Here is a 19,574-nt window from a genome sequence, read left to right as displayed (position 1 = left end):
CTATCAACTTTCTTACGGTTCATCTGAGGTTGCCGCAACATCGATTAAGGAATCAGATCTTTGATGGGCTAAACGATGGCATGAAGGACAGAGCGTCAGGAACTGATTGTTTTCCTGATGCCACTCTAAAATGGACTGGTTTGTTTGTCCACAATGTTCGCAAGCTTCCGCTAACTGACCGATATGATTCCGCTCATGAAATTTCTCCTGCCTGCGTTGCTTCGCTTCCTCAATCGTCGTAACGTCGGTTTCGAAATACCCGTACTGCCACGCTTCGACCAAGCGTTGACGAACACTCACCTGAACCATCCCCGATTCAACCTTCAAATCTGTAAGTGGTGTGCCAAGTAACGGATGATGTAAGTCGACGCTAATTAAATCAAGACACGCGTATGTCCGCTCGACTCCGTCTGCCTCTACTCGCCAGTGAGGATCAGATGGGCGTGTCGTATATTCACTGAACAACGTTTCCGCATAAGCGATTATCCCCATTTTTGTCGCTAAAAAAACTTCTTCACCCGCTTCTAAATCTGCTGGTAAATAAAAGGGTTCCTTCGTTTCATAATAATGAACGACCGCCTGCCGTAAAGCAAAATCTGATTCATCAACGACTAGTAGATGGCACACGTCCTTACACCTCTCTCGTTTAAATGGATGTTCCGATGAGTGGTAATCGCCACTCTGCATCAAAGTTCCCTGACCGCAACATCGCGATTTCTTCTTTATAGGGTGCCACTTTCTTTTTCGGATCAAGCCCGATATACGGTGTCTCTAAAATTTTTGGTAAATGAGCAAGCGCTTGATGATGGACGATCCGATGTAATGTGTCAAATCCAATTTCACCAAAACCGATGTTTTCATGACGGTCTTTTTTCGCACCACGGACGTTTTTCGAGTCATTAACGTGGATGACACCAAGGCGATCGAGACCGACGACCCGGTCAAACCGTTCGAGTACCCCGTCTAAATCGTGGACGATGTCATATCCTGCATCATGGACGTGACACGTATCGAGGCAGATCGACAAGCGGTCGTTGTGTGTGACCCCATCAATGATTTGTGCCAATTCTTCAAACGTCTTCCCGATTTCAGACCCTTTCCCTGCCATCGTTTCGAGTGCGATTTTTACTTTTTCATTTCCAGATAAGACTTCGTTCAATCCTTCGATGATTCGTTTAATTCCGATATCCTCACCGGCACCGACATGGGCACCAGGGTGTAAGACGATATGTTGCGCCTTTTCAAGTGCTTCCGCGCGTCGAATTTCTTCTGCCAAGAATGATACGGCTAATTCAAAGGTTTCCGGTTTCGTCGTATTGCCAAGATTGATGATATAAGGGGCATGGACGACAATCTCTTCAATCCCATTTGCCTCCATGTGTAATAATCCTTCTGCAATCCGTAATTCCTCAATCGGTTTTCTTCGTGTATTTTGAGGTGCTCCTGTATACACCATCATCGTTGTCGCGCCATATGACGCCGCTTCCTCACTTGCACCAAGTAACATCTTTTTCCCCGATAAGGAGACGTGTGAACCAATTTTCATCCTCTATTCCACCTTTCGCTCTACTTACAGTGTACCAAACGTCGGAAAAAAAACAAAAAATCCCTAGGACGAGAAGCTTCTTCTCATCCGTAGGGAAACGTGACTTATTTTGATTTACTCGCATTCGCCTTACGTTCTGCACGTCCGACGCCACGCTGTTCTTTAATCCGCTCACGTTTTGCTGTTTCTTTTAACTTATACTGGTGTTTCTTTTTATAGCCAGGTTTGACGCGTTTTTTCGCTTTAGCCGCTTCACCTGATAAACGGCTATGTGCCGTTTTCGAGACAGCCGTCTTCATGTGTGGTTTCGCACGACGACGCTCTTTGACTTCGCTGACTTGACCACTCTTGACATCGACATTGATGAATTCGATGCCACGGTCTTCAAGACGGTTGATTGAACCATTCTCATGATCTTCAAACAACGTGTACGCAAGTCCTTCTTGGTCGACTCGACCCGTCCGTCCGACACGGTGCACGTAGAAATCAAGATCTTTCGGAATCCCGTGGTTGATGACATGTGAGACACCCGAAATATCGATGCCGCGTGCTGCTAAATCCGTTACGATAACGTATTGGAATTTCGCTTCGTTGATTTCTTTGATTGCTTGTTTCCGGCGTCGTGCGGGTAGGTCACCGTGAAGTGAACCGACATTTAAGCCTGCGTCAAGGAACGATGCTTCAAGTTCAATCGCTTCTGTTTTCGTGTTTGTAAAGACGAGACAGATGTACGGGTTGAGTGCTTTCGCTAATTTCAACGCTAAGTCTGAACGATCACGGTGCTTGACGGGAACCGTATGATGGACGATTTTTTTCGCCGTCTGTTGTTTTGGATCAACATGTGCATAACGTGGGTTGTTCATATACTTCTTGAGAAACGGTTGAAGTTTCTCAGGAATCGTCGCTGAGAAAACCATCATCTGAAGTTTCTCAGGAAGTGCTTGGGCAATCCGGTCCACTTCTGGTAAGAAGCCCATGTCAAGCATCTGATCGGCTTCATCGATGACATAGTTTTTGACGAAGTGCGGTTTTAACGCTTGCTCTTTAAAGAGGTCTAAAATGCGACCTGGCGTCCCGATGACGATTTGTGGTGAAACTTTGACGCGCCCGATTTGACGTTCACGATCCATCCCACCTGTGATGAGGCTCGTTTTGATATAGTCTGGGTTCTTCACGAGAATTGATTTTAATTCTTCGTGGATTTGCCATGCTAATTCACGTGTCGGTGCAACGATGATTGCTTGCATTTCTTGTAATTCTGGATTGATGTTTTGAACCATCGGTAAGAGGAATGACAAGGTCTTCCCTGTTCCAGTTTGTGATTGACCAATGATATCGCGACCCTTAAGGGCAGCCGGAATAATCCGTGATTGAATATCCGTTGGTTTTTTAATACGTGCGTCTTCGAGTGCTTCGACGACGAACGGGTGCAAATCAAAATGGGTAAATCCATTCATCTTCGTCACCTTCCTTTCTCCTGCTTAAACAACTAAAAGTGATTGTGTCACTTTTATCATCTATTTACTTAGTTCAACATGGGTATGGGTCTACTACCGTCATACAGATAAGAATACGTATAGAAACGATCTGGAATTTTTTTATTTTTCGTATGAAGCTTCAACGCGCTGAAGGCGACTTGCATCATCTCTTCAGCGGACTGGACAACCGTCGCATCCATCGATTTCATGTCAACAGCTTCTAATATAGCACGATTCCCGTCGATTCCGACAACTATTTTTCCGGAAATGTCTGCTTTTTTCAAGGCTTCGAGCACACCTAACGCAATATCGTCATTGTGACAGTAGACCGCATCGAATTCCGTACCGGACTCGATGATCCGACGCATGACGCGTTCTGATGTCACCGGATCATAGTCACCACTTGCTGAATTGACAATCGATATCCCGGGTTCTGTCACGATTCCTTTGACGAATCCGGTATGCCGTTCATTCGTCGTGTGTATGTTCGTCGTCCCCGTAATTTCAACGACTTTTCCTGTTGCAGTTCCATTTCGTCTAATCAGTTCGTTTTTGACATATGAAGCAAGTTGTTCACCAATCATCTGATTGTTCGACGTCACCGAGCTGACGACTGCATCAGATCGAATCAATCGGTCAATCGCAAAAACGGGAATCCCATTTTTTTCTGCTTCTTCTAATGCGCTCGTAATATAAACATCGTCAAACGTCGTGATAAATATCGCGTCGACCTTCAATTTGATGAATTCACGAATTTGCTCTCGTTCACTGATGCGGGAGTTATGTGACGTCGCCACGACGGCTTCATACTTATTTACTTTTGCCTCGGCTTTAAACGCTGTAATCAACCGTTGGGCGAATTCATGTTTATCGTTGACGATTGTAAAGGCGACAACGTCACGGTCAGGATTTTCCTCCTGACCTACGAACAGATTTGAAATCAGCAGGATTGAGGCCGTCCAAACAAAGAGGACAAGCAACCATGACTTATTAAACTTCATCCTGGTCTCCTCCTCGTGGTAAGTGAATTTGGACTGTCGTACCGACACCAACCTTGCTATCGAACTCAATTTTTCCATTATGCTCACGAACGATGCGACTTGACATATAGAGACCTAAACCATTGCCATCCGCTTTCGATGTCTTAAAGGCTTGCCCAATCGTTTCGAGTTGGGGTTCTGTCATGCCGACACCATTATCTTGAACAATGAAGACGAATTGATTCGTGTAGACGTGTAGATGCAAATGACAAATCCCATCTGCACCACGCGACTGCACTGCTTGTAAGGCATTACGAACACAGTTCGACAAGATTTGTGACAATCCATTTTCAGAGGCATAGAGATTCGGCATATGCGCCGGCGTATAAATTTTACAATCTGCTGCTTCTGCGTATGTCTCGGCGTGTAAACGCGCTTCTGCTTCCATGATGAATTTAAATTTTTTCATGAATTCGTTCATGTCAATCATCGACATCTTTAATACCTCGCCGCCACCTTTAGAGAGGTCGAGCATCGTCTCAATCATTGCGTTGGCACGATCTAGTTCTGATAAGGCTAACGCCAACATTTCCGGACTATTGTTCTCTTGCTCCGTCAAAAGTTGGAGCGTCATTTTGACTGGCGTCAATGGATTGCGGATTTCATGCGCGATTCCTGCCGCGAGCTGACCGAGCGAGGCTAATTTTTCTTGGTGTAACATCGCTTGTTGTTGACTCAATTGTTCGACTCGCGCGTTTTCCATCCGCTGGGCATACTCATTGTAAGCAGACACTAATGTTTTTACTTCGTTCGACCCCGATCGTTCCAATTCAATCGGTTGTGGCGTCGTGCTTTTTTCGATTTTTTGTACGAGCTCGAGTAAGGGTGCTGTCAGTTGACGTGACATGAGGTACCCGACGATTAGACTGAGGACGAGCGTCAACGCTGCGATGACAAGATATTGTTGCCGTGTCGTATACACGGGTTCGTAAAAGACACTCCGGGGTGTCCGAACAAGAATTTTCCAATCCGTCACTTTTAAATCACGTGCAAAATAATACATGTCTTTGTTCGTACTGAAGATATCGTATGGTTCTACCGTTTGAAATGCCCGGTCGACGACACTTTGAGTCAAGACACGTTCTTTGTCGGTCACGAGGTTTCGCGAAGTCGCGAGTGGCTCTCCTTTACTGTTAAAAAGATAGGCCATCGTTTCGTCGTCGAACGATTCGAGTGAATTTCGAAAGACAAGTGAATTCATCAGACTTAATCCACCACCAAAAATCCCAACCCGTTCACTGCCGTTACGAACCGGAACATACATATACGTGAGATAATCCGACTGTAACGGATATCGTTTACTCATATGAAAGTCTGTACTCGTCAAGGCCTGAAGAAAATCATCATCTTCTAGAATCTTTGAATTTCGGATGCGTCGATCTTCACTAGAAAACCATGTGAATTTTTTAGTCTTTAAATCATAGTAGAAGAAACTCTTAAAACCCGTATCGATATCGAGTAAGTTCGTTTCGCGAACGACTCGTTCTAATTCATTCATATTGTCGACATTCAATTGCAGACCCATGATTTCTTCATGTAAATTCCCGATACTATCACGGAGTGCGTTGCTCGAGACCTCAACACTGTTTTCACTTTGTTTTTCCGTTTGCTGTTCAACCCGTGAAATCGTCACACGGTCAGCTGTGAAAGCAAGTGCCGCGATGACCAGACAAATTAGAATGAACAAAACAGCGGTGATTTGAAAAAAGTAAGACCGCATCATCTTTTTTGTCTCCAACGTATTGCCTCCTTCTCCATGATTTTTACAACTCAATTAGTATATCATGTTATCACTCTTGAATAGACTCCTCTATTTTCAATCATCTGCAATCAATGGTACACTCTAACTAATCATTCTTTCTACGCTAAAGGAGAATCAACACTTATGTTAGTAAAAAAAATCAGCCCTCGTGGTTATTGTTATGGTGTCGTTGACGCGATGAAGTTAGCGCAACAAGCCGCAATGAATGAAAACTTGCCACGACCTATCCATATTCTCGGTATGATCGTCCATAATGCTCACGTTACACATGAATTTGAACGAATGGGTGTTTTGACAGTTGATGGTCCTGATCGTCTTGAAGCACTCGAAACCATTAAAGAAGGAACGGTCATCTTTACAGCGCACGGAATTTCACCTGCCGTCTATGCGCGCGCTGCTGAAAAAAAATTAACAGTCGTCGATGCGACATGTCCTGATGTCACGCGCACACATGATTTAATCCGGACTGTCGTCGCTGATGACTATGAAGTCATCTACGTCGGAAAACACGGACACCCGGAACCAGAAGGTGCAGTTGGCGTCGCTCCTGAACATGTCCATTTGATTGAAAAAGTCGAAGACATCGAAGCATTGCCTGCCCACTTATCAACCAAAAAAATCATCGTCACGAATCAAACGACGATGAGCCAATGGGATGTCCAGGCCTTAATGGAACATGTCCGTAAAAAGTACCCGCACGTCGAAGTCCATAATGAAATTTGTAACGCGACGCAAGTCCGTCAAGAAGCTGTCGCCGATCAAGCGGGCGATTGTGATCTTGTGATCGTCGTCGGCGATCCACGTTCGAACAACTCGAATCGCTTGGCACAAGTTTCATTTGATATCGCAGGTACCCCAGCTCATCGTATCGGTGATTTGACTGAACTTGATTTAACATGGCTCGAAGGCGTGAATCAAGTCGGTGTCACTTCAGGTGCTTCTACACCAACACCAATCACGAAAAAAGTCATCGATTTCTTACAGCAGTATGACCCAGCTGATATCAGCACACATGATAAAACACCATTTCTTGAATTGCGTCGGATTTTACCAAAAGTAAAAATCTTGTAATAGACATTTAAAAACCGTACGGAACCTTAAGGTTCCGTACGGTTTTTAGACTGTAGACAAACTCTTATAAAGAACTAAAATTCTATAGCGAGATGTTATCAGTTCGCGCTTCCCTGTCTCGCCTCGTCTTCAAAGCGGCAATGTTCCGCGCCGTTACAGCAAAGCTGCAGGGTCGCGACCGATTGCTTTTCGCGGTTCTAAAGCGATTCAAGACGGATTTCGCTTTAAACCGTCTGCATGCCTGGATTTTCGTCACGGTATTACCTAAAAAGCGTCATGTTTCGTTGACTCCTACGGGAAAAGCAACGAAACATGACGCTTTTATCTTCCGATATCACTTTGTCTACACGCAAAAAACTGTACTGCACTTTAAAGTACAGTTTTTTGCGTTCATAAAAATTTGAATGGATTCGTATTTGCCGTCGAGACGACCAATTCGACGTCGCGGATTTTTCGTTCCTCAAAACGTTTCTTCAGCTCATTGACGACGCCTTGTTTCATGACTGACTCGACGTGATGTCCAGGATCGACGACTGCTAAGCCGAGCGCCATTGCATCATGGGCGACGTGGAAGTACAGATCGCCCGTCACGAGGACATCTGCCCCGGCAAACGCCGCTGTTGAAACATGTTTATTGCCGTCTCCACCGAGTACGGCGACTTTTTTTATGAGGCGGTCCGATTCTCCCACAAAACGCAGGTTTTCAACACCGAACACATCACGGACATGCTCTGCGAACTGACGTAACGACACCGGTCGTTCGAGGTAACCGATTCTGCCAAGCCCTAACGGCTCAGCTGTCCGCTCCTGGCGCATGATATCATAAGCGACTTCTTCATAGGGGTGCGCTTTTTTCATCGCACGAATCACTTGTTTTTGATTCAGTTCCGTAACGATCGTCTCAATTCGGACTTCAGAAACTCGTTCGACTTGTCCGACATTGCCAATGTAAGGTACTGTCCCAGTCTCAGGTTTAAATTGCCCAGTCCCTACACTATGAAACTGACAGGCGCTGTAAGCACCGATTTGTCCCGCTCCTGCCTTCGTAAGCGCTTCTGATACCTGTTGTACGGCTTCTTGCGGAACGAAGACAACAAGCTTATAGACCGCGTTTTCAAATGTAAGTGACAAAACCATTGTGTCGGTCAGTCCGATGGCTTCTGCCATCAAATCATTAACACCGCCTTGCGTTACGTCGAGATTCGTATGTGCCGCGTAAACGGCAATCTTATGTTCGATACACTTCATGACGATTCTTCCAGTCGCCGATTGATCGTTGACTTGCGCTAATTTACTAAAAATCGGCGGGTGATGGGCAATGATTAAATCGACGCCTTTTTCAATTGCTTCATCGACGACCGACTCCAAGACGTCAAGCGTCACCATGACACGCTTCACGTCTTTATTCAGCGTACCGATTTGTAGACCGATCGGATCCCCCGGCATCGCAAATTTTTTCGGTGAAAATGCTTCGAACTGTTCGATAATGAATTGACCGTTCGCCATCAGCTCGTCACCTCTTCCATTTTTTCGATCAAGCGGCGGATTGTCGTGATTTTTTCTTGGAGGAGCTCCGAGTCATTCCCACGCTGCATTTGTTCTAAAATAAATTGACGCTTTTGTTGTTCTGCTTGCCATTTTTCAATGAAAGCAGGTGCTTTTTCTCGCATGAGTTGCGGTCCAAATAACAATTCCCACTTCCGGATGTCCGCGTCCTCTGCGTAAATCATTTCTTCTCCTTTTTCTGCAACGAGAATCTCGTAAATCTTTCCATTCTCTTTAACGATGGCTTCCGACAGTAACGCATATCCATGTTCAAGTAACCATTTTCGAACATCGACAGCATCGACGTTCGGTTGAAGAATCAAGCGTTCTTCGCCCGATAAATGCGCCTTCCCTTCCTCTAAAATCGTTGCGATGAGCGTTCCACCCATGCCGGCAATCGTCACAGCCGTTACTTCTCCTGGAGTGAGAACCGTCAAACCACTCCCGAGACGTACTTCAATCTGTTCGTCTAATTGAACAAGCGCGACTTGCCCTTGTGCCGCTTCCATCGGCCCCACATTGACTTCGCCTGCGATGGCACGTTCGACTAAGCCTTGTTGGATACAATAACACGGGACGAATGCGTGATCGGAACCAATATCCGCGAGGACTGCTCCTTGTGGAATATATGAGACTACTTTTTTTAATCGTTGATCTAATGTGACGTGTGTTTGCAATGTATGTCATCCTTCCTCTTTCTAATCCATCTCTTTTTAAAATAGCTGACTTAGCCCAAAAAAGAAATACCGTGCTGTATGGCTTTTCCCAAATTCGTACAAGAAAAAAACACCTATCTCGGAGAAGAGACAGATGTTTTTGACTTATTTCTTTTCTGCAAGCCATTTCGCTAAAACAGTGGCTTCTTCGTCGTTAGCAAGACCCCCAGGCATTTGCCCTTTACCATTCATAGCGATGTCTTTGATTTCTTCTTCTTTAAGCTTCGCACCGACTTTAGTTAAGTTCGGACCTGCTCCGCCTTCGAGATTGCCGCCGTGACATCCTGTACATCCTTTTGATGCAAATAGATCTTCTGGCTTCATTTCAGCTGTTGATGGACCCTTTTCAGCTTCTTTCGCCTGATCTACGCCAAAGTATGACAATGAAATCATGGCAATGATTGCGATGATCGCAATCGCTGCGAACGGTACTAATGGATTACGCATTTGGATTTCCCCCCATATTCTATACCCAACCAAGTTGGTGACTGAATGGTATTCCCCGTTACTATTCTACTGTAAAAAAAACAGAGAAGGAAGAAAAAAACAAAACTTTTTCTTCCTTCTCACCAAATTTTCATATTTTCTTCACACTTTTAAAATCAATCCAAGAAGTCTTTCAGACGTTTTGAACGACTCGGGTGGCGAAGTTTACGTAAAGCTTTCGCTTCAATTTGACGAATCCGCTCGCGCGTAACACCAAATACTTTACCGACTTCTTCAAGCGTCCGTGTCCGACCATCATCAAGACCAAAACGAAGACGTAACACGTTTTCTTCCCGGTCCGTCAATGTATCGAGGACATCTTCAAGTTGTTCTTTCAATAATTCATACGCAGCTGCGTCTTGAGGCGCCGTTGCGTCTTGATCTTCAATGAAATCACCGAGATGCGAATCGTCCTCTTCCCCGATTGGTGTTTCGAGTGACACCGGTTCTTGAGCGATTTTTAAAATCTCACGTACTTTCTCAGGTGTGATTTCCATCTCTTTTGAAATTTCTTCAGGCGTCGGTTCACGTCCTAAGTCTTGTAGGAGCTGACGTTGAACACGAATCAATTTATTGATCGTCTCGACCATATGAACCGGAATCCGGATTGTACGTGCTTGGTCAGCAATCGCACGGGTAATCGCCTGACGAATCCACCATGTTGCGTAGGTCGAGAATTTGTATCCTTTTGTATAATCGAATTTCTCGACCGCTTTGATTAATCCCATGTTTCCTTCTTGAATCAAGTCGAGGAACAACATACCACGTCCGACGTAACGTTTTGCAATCGAGACGACAAGACGTAAGTTCGCTTCAGCAAGACGCTTTTTCGCTTCTTCATCGTTTTGTTCAATTCGTTTTGCAAGTTCGACTTCGTCCTCTGCATTCAAGAGATCGACACGACCGATTTCTTTCAGGTACATCCGGACAGGGTCATTGATTTTAACACCTGGTGGGACAGAGAGATCGTTTAAATCCGCCTCTTCTTTATCGTCACCCGTACCATCGTTGTTTACTTTGATACCTTCAGTCTCTAACAATTGAAGAAACTCTTCAAATTGTTGCGCATCCATCGATTCAAATGAGCTGAGCTTATCTTCGATTTTTTGATGCGATAGTTCCCCATTTTTATGTCCGAGCGCGATTAGTTCATCCTTCGCGAGACGGAGTATTTCTGCTTCTGATCTTGCTTTTTCTGCCATCGAACCATACACTCCTTCCACATCATGCAACAGGTCATCGATCTTTTAAGCGTCGTTTCCGTTCGATGATTGCCTGCATTAGTTCCGCTTGAGCACGGATATCTGTTTGTTGATTCAAACGTGACTTCTCTTCATCGAGTGTCCGTCGTTGTCGTTCATTTTGAACGGCGCGTATATAATGACTCAACAAATCCGGATCGTACTCCGGCATGAGCATAAACTCTAAATCGGCGACGATTCGTTGAAGCGATGCATCTTGTAACATCGTCAAGAAGCGGTCCGGATTTGCCGGAGCACCTGCTCCATAAAACTCATATAATTTACCGGCGATCAGCTGATGCGCCGGATCATTAAAATCGACTCCGAGTTGATCTCGGACTTCCATTCCAACCTCCTCTGACCGAATCATGTAAGCAAGTAAAAAACGTTCTGCCCGCTTCCAGTTCGTAAATGTTCGGTCTTGAGGTGCTGCGACGTTCGTTTGTCGTTCGACGCGACGTTCCTGCTTTACTTTAGGTGCTTGTAACGGTTTCACTTGTGACAATAACGATTCTTTCGATAACTGGAATTCTTCCGCTAGCTTACCAAGATAAATATCTCGAAGCAGAGGATTCGTTGTCCGATTAATCTCCTCAAGCATAGTTTCAATATATCGAACGCGTTCTCCTTCTAATCGCAAGTTTTTTCCTTGACGAAAATAAAAAGATTTGAATTCAAGACTTGAAACCCGTTCTTGTTCCACTAGACGAATAAATGTTTCTTCGGAATGAGTTCCGATGTACGAATCCGGATCTTCTTCATCCGGTAGCCGAATGACGGAACAATCTACCGCAACATCTTCAAGAAGACGTAATGCTTTAATCGTCGCTGCCCGACCGGCTTTGTCTCCGTCATAGCAAATAATGACTTCATCGACGATCCGTCCAAGATTTTGTGCATGGACAGGAGTTAAGGCCGTTCCTAAAGAGGCTACGGTATAGGATATACCCGCTTGAGCGACTCGTACAACATCTAAATTGCCTTCTACGAGCACAACTTGTTTATTTTTACGCATCGCGCCCCGTGCTTGTGCAAAACCGAACAGTAATTCACTTTTATTGAAGAGCGGTGTCTCTGCCGTATTGACGTACTTCGGGTCTCTTCCATCAATGGAACGTCCACTGAATCCAACAACCGTGCCATCACGATCTGAAATCGGAAAGACGACCCTGCCGTTAAATCGATCGCGATAATCGCCATCTCTACCTACAGAAATCAATCCAGCTTCCACCATTTCATCCAAGTCAAAATTACGCCGGGTCAAGGAGTCGACTGTAAAACGTTCTTGGTCTGGAGCATAGCCGAGTTTAAATTCACGCATCGCCGATTCGCCAATTCCCCGTTTTTCAAGATATTCACGACCGGCGTCACCAGCGGCTGTCTGTAACATGACTTCATGGTACAAATCAGCAACGATTCGATGCGCTTCACGCATCCGGTATTTCTTTTCTTGATCTGGTGTCGATTCAGTCTGATCAGATCGCTCGAACTCCGGTAATGTCACGTCCGTTCGATCAGCGAGTTTCGAGACGGCTTCCGGAAAACTCATCCCTTCCGTTTCCATGACGAAGGTGATGGCGTTTCCGCCCGCTCCACAACCAAAACAATAATACATTCCTTTATCAGGCGAGACCGAAAAAGAGGGGGATTTTTCTGAATGGAATGGACATAACCCTGAATACCGATTCCCTTGTTTTTTTAATTCTACACGTTCAGAGATTAGTTCAACGATATCCGTCGCTTGGCGAACCTGATCGACCAGTTCATCCGGAATTCTTTTCAATCGTCCCACCTCCTCTTCTCAACTCTTATATATATACCCGCAATGAAACGGAACGAATACTCGTTCCGTTTCATTGGAAAAATTGCATCATCTCATTTATCAGCTAGACTAGTATACTACGCAAGTACTTTCTTGACTAGTCATGTGCCTTTCCTGAAATTCCCGTCAAAATCAAGTTCGCTGTTTCTTCAACTGCCTTATTTGTCACATCGATGATTTGACAGCCAATCCGCTCATACAATTTTTTCGCATAATCAAGTTCACGATTGATGCGATCGATTTGTGCGTAGGCAGCTTCCGGTTTCAAACCAAGCGAACGTAACCGTTCCATCCGGATATCAATCAACTTCTCAGGAGAAATCAATAATCCGAAACACTTTTCTTTCGGAATATCGAAAAGTTCTTCTGGTGGTACAGATTCCGGAACGAGAGGAACATTCGCAACTTTGTACCGTTTCAAAGCAAGGTATTGTGAGAGAGGAGTCTTCGACGTTCGTGAAACACCAATCAAGACGATATCAGCTCGTTTAATTCCACGCGGATCCCGACCGTCATCATACTTCACAGCGAATTCGACTGCTTCGATTTTCCGGAAGTATTCCTCATCCAAACGATAAATTAGCCCTGGCTCTTCTTTCGGTTGCATCCCGAGTCGATCTTCCATCGTATCAAGCAACGGTCCAAGTAAGTCGATTGCTTCGACTTCGTGAGCCTTCGCCGTCTCCGCAAGCAAACGACGGTGCTTCGCATGGACGATCGTATAAACAATCGTCGCCCGCTCTTCTTTCGCATGCAAAACGAGATCATAAATCACTTGATCGTCATCGACGAATGGGATCCGGACTGTTTCAATCGCCCGCTCCGGAAATTGAATCGCTGCTGCACGAACAACAAGTTCACACGTTTCACCCACTGAATCACTGACTACATAAATACGTTGTCTCATCTGTGAGCCTCCTCTTAAATTTCTTCATCTCTTGCTAACGCGACCAGTACTTTCGTCATGTTCGTCTTCGTCATCCGTCCGACGACTTTCAGGATGCCATCACTGTTTTCAACGACAGGCATCGAGTCGATTTGTTTTTCGATCAACTTCATCCCGGCCCCGATCAATGTTTCCGTTTTCTCACACACTGTCAAGTTCGGCATCCGCGTCATGATGATATTAACGGGCAATGAATCGAGTTCTTGGTTCCCGATTGCAGCTCGTAAAAAGTCTTTTCGTGATAAGACACCAACGAGTGCATGATCATTGCCAACGACGAAGAGCGAACCGACATCTTCTAAGAATAAGTGAACGATTGCGTCGTAAACGGTCATACTCTCATGAATCACCTTGGCAGAAGACATGAACTCGCCGACTGTCAACGTGTCGAGTTTCTCATGAAGCATCGAGGCGTTCTTTTTACCAACATACATATACCCGACGCGCGGACGCGCTTCGAGCATTCCTGTCATCGTCAAAATCGAGAGATCTGGTCGTAATGTCGCCCGCGTCAAGGAGAGCTCGGACGCAATTTGCTCTCCTGTGATCGGACCATTTTCTTTGACGATTTGGAGTATCTTTTTCTGCCGTTCATTTAACTTCATCGGCTCATCCGTCCTTTGTTTACACTAAAGTGAGTGCATTGAATCGTGCGACCGCTTGAATCGCGTCCGCGAAACGTTTCATTTCGCTTAAACGGTTCGATCGAATCGCATCGTCTTCTGCCATGATCATCGTCCCATCAAAATAGGCTGTAATGGCTGGAACCGTTGATTCAAGTGCGCCCATCGCTGTTTCGAAATCAGATTGCTCTACTGCCGCTGCGACTTGTGGAATGACCTGTTCGATTCGTTCATGTAAAGTACGTTCCGCTTCATTTTCAAAAAGCTCCGGATTGATAGTAACGACCGTTTCCGCTTTTTTCGAGATGTTGAGTACACGGCTCAACTGTTCGACTGTTTTCTTGAATGTGTCCCGTTGCGTCGCCGCTTCAAGCATTGCTGCTCGTTTTTCATTCGCTCCGACCGTCATATCAAGTTGAAGTGCTGCTTCAACGACGTCATGACGATACCCTTTTTCCGATAAACGGAACTTGAGGCGTTGACTGAAGAATTCTTGCATCGCCACTTTTACTGATTCTGCATCTGTCTGATAAAGACCTGCTTTAATTTGAGCTGTCACTACGAAATCAATCAGTTCAACGAGTGTCATTTGGATATTGCGATCCGCTAAGACTTGGACGATTCCCTGAGCCTGGCGGCGTAACGCATAAGGATCGGCAGAACCGCTTGGAATCATACCAACACCGAAGAAGCCAGCGACGCTGTCCAACTTATCGACGACGGCAAGTAGCGTCCCGGTTGGTGTCGCCGGACTTTCATCCCCAGCGAAGCGTGGCATGTAGTGCTCGCGGATCGCCGCTGCGACTTCCTTGTCTTCTTGTTTCATGTTTGCATAACGCTCGCCCATCAAACCTTGGAGCTCCGTGAACTCATAGACCATCTGACTGACGAGATCGAATTTATAGATATGACCGGCACGATCGACTTTTGTTCTGTCGGCTGAGAAGCGGTCTGCAAGCGCAAGCGCCATCTCACGTACGCGGCGAACTTTTTCACCCGTCGTTCCAAGTTTTTCATGGAAGACGATTTTGTCGAGACGGGCTGCTTGTGCGTCGATATCCGCTTTCTTATCTTCTTCGTAGAAGAATTGCGCATCGGCAAGACGGGCACGAATGACTTTTTCATTTCCGCGGGCGACGTTCTCGATGTGTTGCGCGTTCCCGTTACGCACCGTCACGAAATAATGCAGTAACGTACCATTACGTTTTACAGGGAAGTAGCGTTGGTGCTCTTTCATCGTCGTGATTAAGACTTCTTCCGGCAATTCAAGGTACGCTTCGTCAAACGCACCGAATAAGGCAGTTGGATATTCGACGAGGTTCGTGACTTCTTCAAGCAGTGACGCATCGATCGGTACTTCGAATTGTTCTGATTGTGCTAGTGCTTCGATTTGTTCTTCAATCATTTGGCGGCGTGTTGCATAACTGACGATGACATGCTCACCAGCCAATGCTTCGACATACGCATTCGGACGTAAAATCGTGATGTCTTGACCAAGGAAACGATGGCCACGTGACGTCCGTCCTGTTTCGACTGATGCGACTTCGAACGGAATGACTTGATCGTCAAGTAAGGCAATCAACCAACGGATCGGACGCATGTAACGGAGCGGTTGTGTACTCCAGCGCATGTTTTTCGGGAAGTTCATCGCCTCGATCACTTGTTTTAGCCCCGTCAATAACGTCGCTGTTTCTTGTCCTGCTTCCTTACGCGTCGCATAGATGTATTCGACTCCTTTTTCTTCACCAAGGAATAGATCATCTGTCGTCAATCCTTTTCCACGAGCAAATCCTTCCGCCGCTTTCGTCCAGCTCCCGTCTGCATCTTGCGCGATTCGTTTAGCTGGTCCTTTTAACGTTTCTTCCAAATCCGTTTGGCGTTCCGCGATTCCTTTAACGAGAACAGCGAGACGGCGCGGTGTTGAAAAGGCTTCGACTGTATCAAATGTAATCCGTGCTTCTGTCAAAAATGTCGTTACACGTTCCTTCAGTTGTGTTTCAGACTGCAAGACGAAGCGTGCCGGCATTTCTTCGAGACCGATTTCAAGTAATAATTCATGCATGTGATTCACCAGCTTTCGATTTAATCAATGGGAAACCTAAACGTTCCCGCTCTTCGATGAAACTTTGAGCACAACGGCGCGACATGTTCCGGACACGGTGGATGAATCCTGTTCGTTCCGTGACGGAAATCGCTCCTTTTGCATCGAGCAAATTAAAGGTATGTGAGCATTTTAAGATGTAGTCATACGCCGGGAACACAAGGTTTTCGTCGAGCGCCCGGTTCGCTTCTTTTTCATACTGATCAAACAATGTGAACAATAAATCAACATCTGATGTCTCGAACGTATATTTGGAATGTTCGAATTCTGGTTGATAGAAGATATCGCCATAGCGGAACCCGTCCGTCCAGACTAAGTCAAAGACACTTTCGACATCTTGAATATACGACGCGAGACGCTCGATACCATACGTGATTTCCACTGCAATCGGATTACACTCAATTCCACCAACTTGCTGGAAATATGTGAATTGCGTGATTTCCATCCCGTTCAACCAGACTTCCCAGCCAAGACCTGCTGCACCAAACGTCGGGTTTTCCCAGTTGTCTTCGACAAAACGAATGTCGTGTTCAAGCGGATTGATGCCGAGGAGTTCTAGACTTTGTAAGTAGAGTTCCTGAATGTTGTCAGGAGACGGTTTCATGATGACTTGGAATTGATGATGTTGATACAACCGGTTCGGGTTTTCCCCGTATCGTCCGTCAGCCGGGCGACGTGACGGCTCTGTATAACAAACGTTCCACGGTTCTGGTCCTAAGCTCCGTAAGAATGTCATCGGGTTCATCGTCCCGGCACCTTTTTCTACATCATATGCTTGCATCGTCAAACAACCTTGTTCCGCCCAAAATTTCTGTAACGTCAAAATCATGTCTTGTACTGTCATTTTCAAGAGATCCACCTCCAAAATTTATAAGGAAACACAAAAACGTCCCTATGTACAACATGGTTGTACATAGGGACGAGACAAGCCCGCGGTTCCACCCTACTTGCATGCGTAGCATGCCACTCTTTTACGGGAACACTCAAAAATGCCGTTCACACCCGTTTCATATCCAGCTCACACTATCCTGGAATCGCTTGAATGAAGAGGAGGTGCTACTCCTTTTTCTCATCGTGTTCGTTTAGTTAGTTCTTCCGCACTTATTCTACCGAACGTACGCGTAGTCTGTCAATCATTCTCAAGGTTGAGCAATTGATCGAGAACGCGCTTCGATCGTAACCGAAGTCCACTATAACGTTCCATGTAGGCATCCATGATTTGACGCAGTAATCGTTTCGTTTCCGGCTTGACCGTGACCGTACCGATCCGTGAAAAATCATAGACGGAAAAGACATAGAGCATCTTTGCAACTGACTCCTGCAAGAATACGGCATACTCATCTTCATGACGATGGCGCTTACAGAGCAGTCCGCCATGGTTCAGCGAAAAGGCGAAAGGTGCTTCCGTACTCCCGCAAATCGTACAGCCGTTTAAGTGCGGAGCGATACCAAGATGACGCAACAAGCGTAGTTCAACAATGAACGATACGACATCCGGATCAAGTCCTTCGTCCATCGCCTCCAGTCCGTCGACGAATAAATCATACAACGTCGGATAGGCGACGCGTTCGTCAAGTGCCTTATCCGCAAGTTCGAGCAGGTACATCGCATATGACATCAAGAGGACATCTTGCCGGATATGTGAATACCCGGTGATGACATCCGCTGATTTTAATTGACCGAGTCCACGTGACCTCGGGTAGACATAGACCGCTCGAATAAACGGCTGACTTGCTGCATTAAACCGGCTACCCGGTTTCTTCGCACCACGAGCCATGACGGCGAGCTTTCCGTATTCACGCGTCAGCAACGTGATGATTTTATTCGATTCACCATACACGACCGTTCGTAATACGAGCCCTTCCGCCTTATCAATCATCGCTTAATACTCATCGTCGCGGAAGCCGAGTTCACGCAATTGTCCGGCTTTGTTACGCCAGTCTTTTTGCACTTTGACCCATAGGTTCAAATAGACTTTCGTTCCGAGAAGCATTTCGATGTCCGTCCGTGCTTCAGACCCGATTTCCTTGAGGAGTGCCCCACGTTTCCCGATGATGATGCCTTTTTGCGAATCACGTTCGATTAAAATCGTCGCGTGGACGTCGACCATATTGCCGTCCTCACGTGTTTTGATTTGATCAATCGCAACTGCGATCGAATGCGGTACTTCGTCTCGTGTTTTTTGTAAGACTTTTTCGCGAATCATTTCCGAGATAATAAAGCGTTCCGGATGATCCGTTACTTGATCGGCCGGATAATACATCGGTCCTTCTGGTAAAAGTTTCGCAACCTCACCGAGGAGCGGTTCAACATTATTACCTTGAAGAGCAGAAATCGGCACGACCGCTGCAAACTCTAATTCGTCTTTATACGACTCAATGATTGGCGGAATGTCATTCGGATGAATCAAGTCGACCTTGTTCATGACGAGAATGATTGGCGTATCAAGGCCTTTCAACTTCTCGATGATGAAGTCGTCGCCTTTTCCTTTTGGCTCCGTCACGTTGATCATGAAGAGAATCGCATCGACTTCACGCAAAGCGTTTGTCGCAACTTTCATCATGAAGTCACCGAGCTTATGCTTTGGTTTATGAATTCCTGGCGTATCGATGAAGACCGTCTGCACATCATCCGTTGTGTAAACACCTTGAATCTTGTTTCGTGTCGTCTGTGGCTTATCTGACATGATTGCAATTTTTTGACCGATGACACGGTTCAAAAACGTCGATTTCCCGACATTCGGACGACCGATGATCGAGACGAATCCCGATTTAAATCCTTCTTTAAACATTGAGATCTCCCTTCGTGAACGCACCTGGTAACAATGCGCCAACGGTTGTTTCTGTGACATCACCTGTTAAGTTCGTCAAATAGATTGGCATATCTGCATCACACATTTCGAACAGGACTTGGCGGCATTGTCCGCATGGTGCTACTGGACCTTCCGTGTCTGCTACGACAGCCATCGCTGCATATTCACGTGCATCTTGTGCCCATGCTGAGAAGACGGCTGTCCGCTCTGCACAGTTGCAGAGACCGTAAGCGGCGTTTTCGATGTTACACCCGTGGAAGATTTGTCCGTCTTTTGTTAAGAGAGCAGCTCCGACTTGGAACTTCGAATATGGAACGTACGCTTTTTCGCGTGCAATTTTAGCTTGTTCGAGTAATTGTTCTGTTTTCATGTCATTTTTCCCCTT

The 19,574-nt window shown here is 45.8% G+C and carries 18 protein-coding genes; 1 reads left to right on the top strand and 17 read right to left on the bottom strand.

Annotation, left to right across the window (positions count from 1 at the left end; genetic code table 11):
- Positions 1-12 precede the first annotated feature (12 nt).
- The 5 genes from KNP96_RS07865 to KNP96_RS07845 all read right to left on the bottom strand — a co-directional run bounded on the left by KNP96_RS07865 (position 13) and on the right by KNP96_RS07845 (position 5,802).
- Complete coding sequence (locus KNP96_RS07865; protein ID WP_214769911.1) at positions 13-627, bottom strand: hypothetical protein; 615 nt, start codon at positions 625-627, stop codon at positions 13-15.
- Positions 628-646: 19 nt separating this feature from the next.
- Positions 647-1,546, bottom strand: a complete 900-nt coding sequence (locus tag KNP96_RS07860; RefSeq protein ID WP_088836565.1) for a deoxyribonuclease IV — start codon at positions 1,544-1,546, stop codon at positions 647-649.
- A 104-nt stretch (positions 1,547-1,650) separates the two neighbouring features.
- Entirely contained in the window at positions 1,651-3,003 is a 1,353-nt protein-coding gene (locus tag KNP96_RS07855; RefSeq protein WP_214769964.1) for a DEAD/DEAH box helicase, read from the bottom strand.
- A 68-nt stretch (positions 3,004-3,071) separates the two neighbouring features.
- On the bottom strand, positions 3,072-4,025 hold the full coding sequence (locus tag KNP96_RS07850; protein ID WP_214769909.1) for a sugar ABC transporter substrate-binding protein: 954 nt from the start codon (positions 4,023-4,025) through the stop codon (positions 3,072-3,074).
- Positions 4,015-5,802 carry a two-component system sensor histidine kinase NtrB gene (locus tag KNP96_RS07845; RefSeq protein WP_088836563.1) on the bottom strand — a complete coding sequence of 596 codons (1,788 nt, stop codon included), beginning with the start codon at positions 5,800-5,802 and terminating at the stop codon, positions 4,015-4,017. Before KNP96_RS07845 ends, KNP96_RS07850 begins: the two co-directional genes overlap by 11 nt.
- A gap of 147 nt (positions 5,803-5,949) precedes the next feature.
- Here KNP96_RS07845 and KNP96_RS07840 point away from each other — a divergent pair, with 147 nt between their 5' ends.
- On the top strand, positions 5,950-6,897 hold the full coding sequence (locus tag KNP96_RS07840; RefSeq protein WP_029332951.1) for a 4-hydroxy-3-methylbut-2-enyl diphosphate reductase: 948 nt from the start codon (positions 5,950-5,952) through the stop codon (positions 6,895-6,897).
- Between the two features lie 390 nt (positions 6,898-7,287).
- Here the strand turns inward: KNP96_RS07840 and KNP96_RS07835 are convergent, their stop codons facing one another.
- The 12 genes from KNP96_RS07835 to KNP96_RS07780 form a co-directional block, all read right to left on the bottom strand.
- Positions 7,288-8,403, bottom strand: a complete 1,116-nt coding sequence (locus tag KNP96_RS07835; protein ID WP_214769907.1) for a Nif3-like dinuclear metal center hexameric protein — start codon at positions 8,401-8,403, stop codon at positions 7,288-7,290.
- Positions 8,403-9,119 (bottom strand): tRNA (adenine(22)-N(1))-methyltransferase, encoded by a 717-nt coding sequence (locus KNP96_RS07830; RefSeq protein ID WP_088836560.1) that lies wholly within the window; start codon positions 9,117-9,119, stop codon positions 8,403-8,405. Before KNP96_RS07830 ends, KNP96_RS07835 begins: the two co-directional genes overlap by 1 nt.
- A gap of 144 nt (positions 9,120-9,263) precedes the next feature.
- Positions 9,264-9,605, bottom strand: coding sequence for a cytochrome c550 (cccA, locus tag KNP96_RS07825; protein ID WP_029332948.1), 342 nt, complete (start codon positions 9,603-9,605; stop codon positions 9,264-9,266).
- Between the two features lie 155 nt (positions 9,606-9,760).
- On the bottom strand, positions 9,761-10,846 hold the full coding sequence (gene rpoD, locus KNP96_RS07820) for an RNA polymerase sigma factor RpoD (protein ID WP_012369736.1): 1,086 nt from the start codon (positions 10,844-10,846) through the stop codon (positions 9,761-9,763).
- Between the two features lie 34 nt (positions 10,847-10,880).
- The gene (dnaG, locus tag KNP96_RS07815; RefSeq protein WP_159173848.1) at positions 10,881-12,668 is read right to left on the bottom strand and encodes a DNA primase; all 1,788 of its coding nucleotides are present in this window, start codon (positions 12,666-12,668) and stop codon (positions 10,881-10,883) included.
- A gap of 136 nt (positions 12,669-12,804) precedes the next feature.
- Complete coding sequence (locus tag KNP96_RS07810) at positions 12,805-13,614, bottom strand: pyruvate, water dikinase regulatory protein (protein WP_029332946.1); 810 nt, start codon at positions 13,612-13,614, stop codon at positions 12,805-12,807.
- Between the two features lie 14 nt (positions 13,615-13,628).
- Complete coding sequence (gene ccpN, locus KNP96_RS07805) at positions 13,629-14,258, bottom strand: transcriptional regulator CcpN (protein WP_029332945.1); 630 nt, start codon at positions 14,256-14,258, stop codon at positions 13,629-13,631.
- 19 nt (positions 14,259-14,277) lie between these two features.
- Positions 14,278-16,338, bottom strand: coding sequence for a glycine--tRNA ligase subunit beta (glyS, locus tag KNP96_RS07800; protein WP_214769904.1), 2,061 nt, complete (start codon positions 16,336-16,338; stop codon positions 14,278-14,280).
- A complete protein-coding gene (glyQ, locus tag KNP96_RS07795; protein ID WP_029332943.1) occupies positions 16,331-17,221 on the bottom strand; it encodes a glycine--tRNA ligase subunit alpha in 891 nt (296 codons plus the stop codon). The genes glyS and glyQ overlap by 8 nt, the downstream gene beginning before the upstream one ends.
- A 285-nt stretch (positions 17,222-17,506) precedes the next feature.
- Positions 17,507-18,256 (bottom strand): DNA repair protein RecO, encoded by a 750-nt coding sequence (gene recO, locus KNP96_RS07790; RefSeq protein ID WP_029332942.1) that lies wholly within the window; start codon positions 18,254-18,256, stop codon positions 17,507-17,509.
- Between the two features lie 3 nt (positions 18,257-18,259).
- Positions 18,260-19,168, bottom strand: a complete 909-nt coding sequence (gene era, locus KNP96_RS07785) for a GTPase Era (protein ID WP_029332941.1) — start codon at positions 19,166-19,168, stop codon at positions 18,260-18,262.
- Positions 19,161-19,559 carry a cytidine deaminase gene (locus KNP96_RS07780; RefSeq protein WP_214769902.1) on the bottom strand — a complete coding sequence of 133 codons (399 nt, stop codon included), beginning with the start codon at positions 19,557-19,559 and terminating at the stop codon, positions 19,161-19,163. The genes era and KNP96_RS07780 overlap by 8 nt, the downstream gene beginning before the upstream one ends.
- Between the last annotated feature and the right edge of the window lie 15 nt (positions 19,560-19,574).

The sequence above is a fragment of the Exiguobacterium sp. s133 genome, from assembly GCF_018618595.1.
Classification (GTDB): Bacteria; Bacillota; Bacilli; order Exiguobacteriales; family Exiguobacteriaceae; genus Exiguobacterium_A; species Exiguobacterium_A oxidotolerans.
The sequence above is the reverse complement of the archived record's forward strand: the minus strand, read 5'-3'. Positions and strand labels throughout refer to the sequence as shown.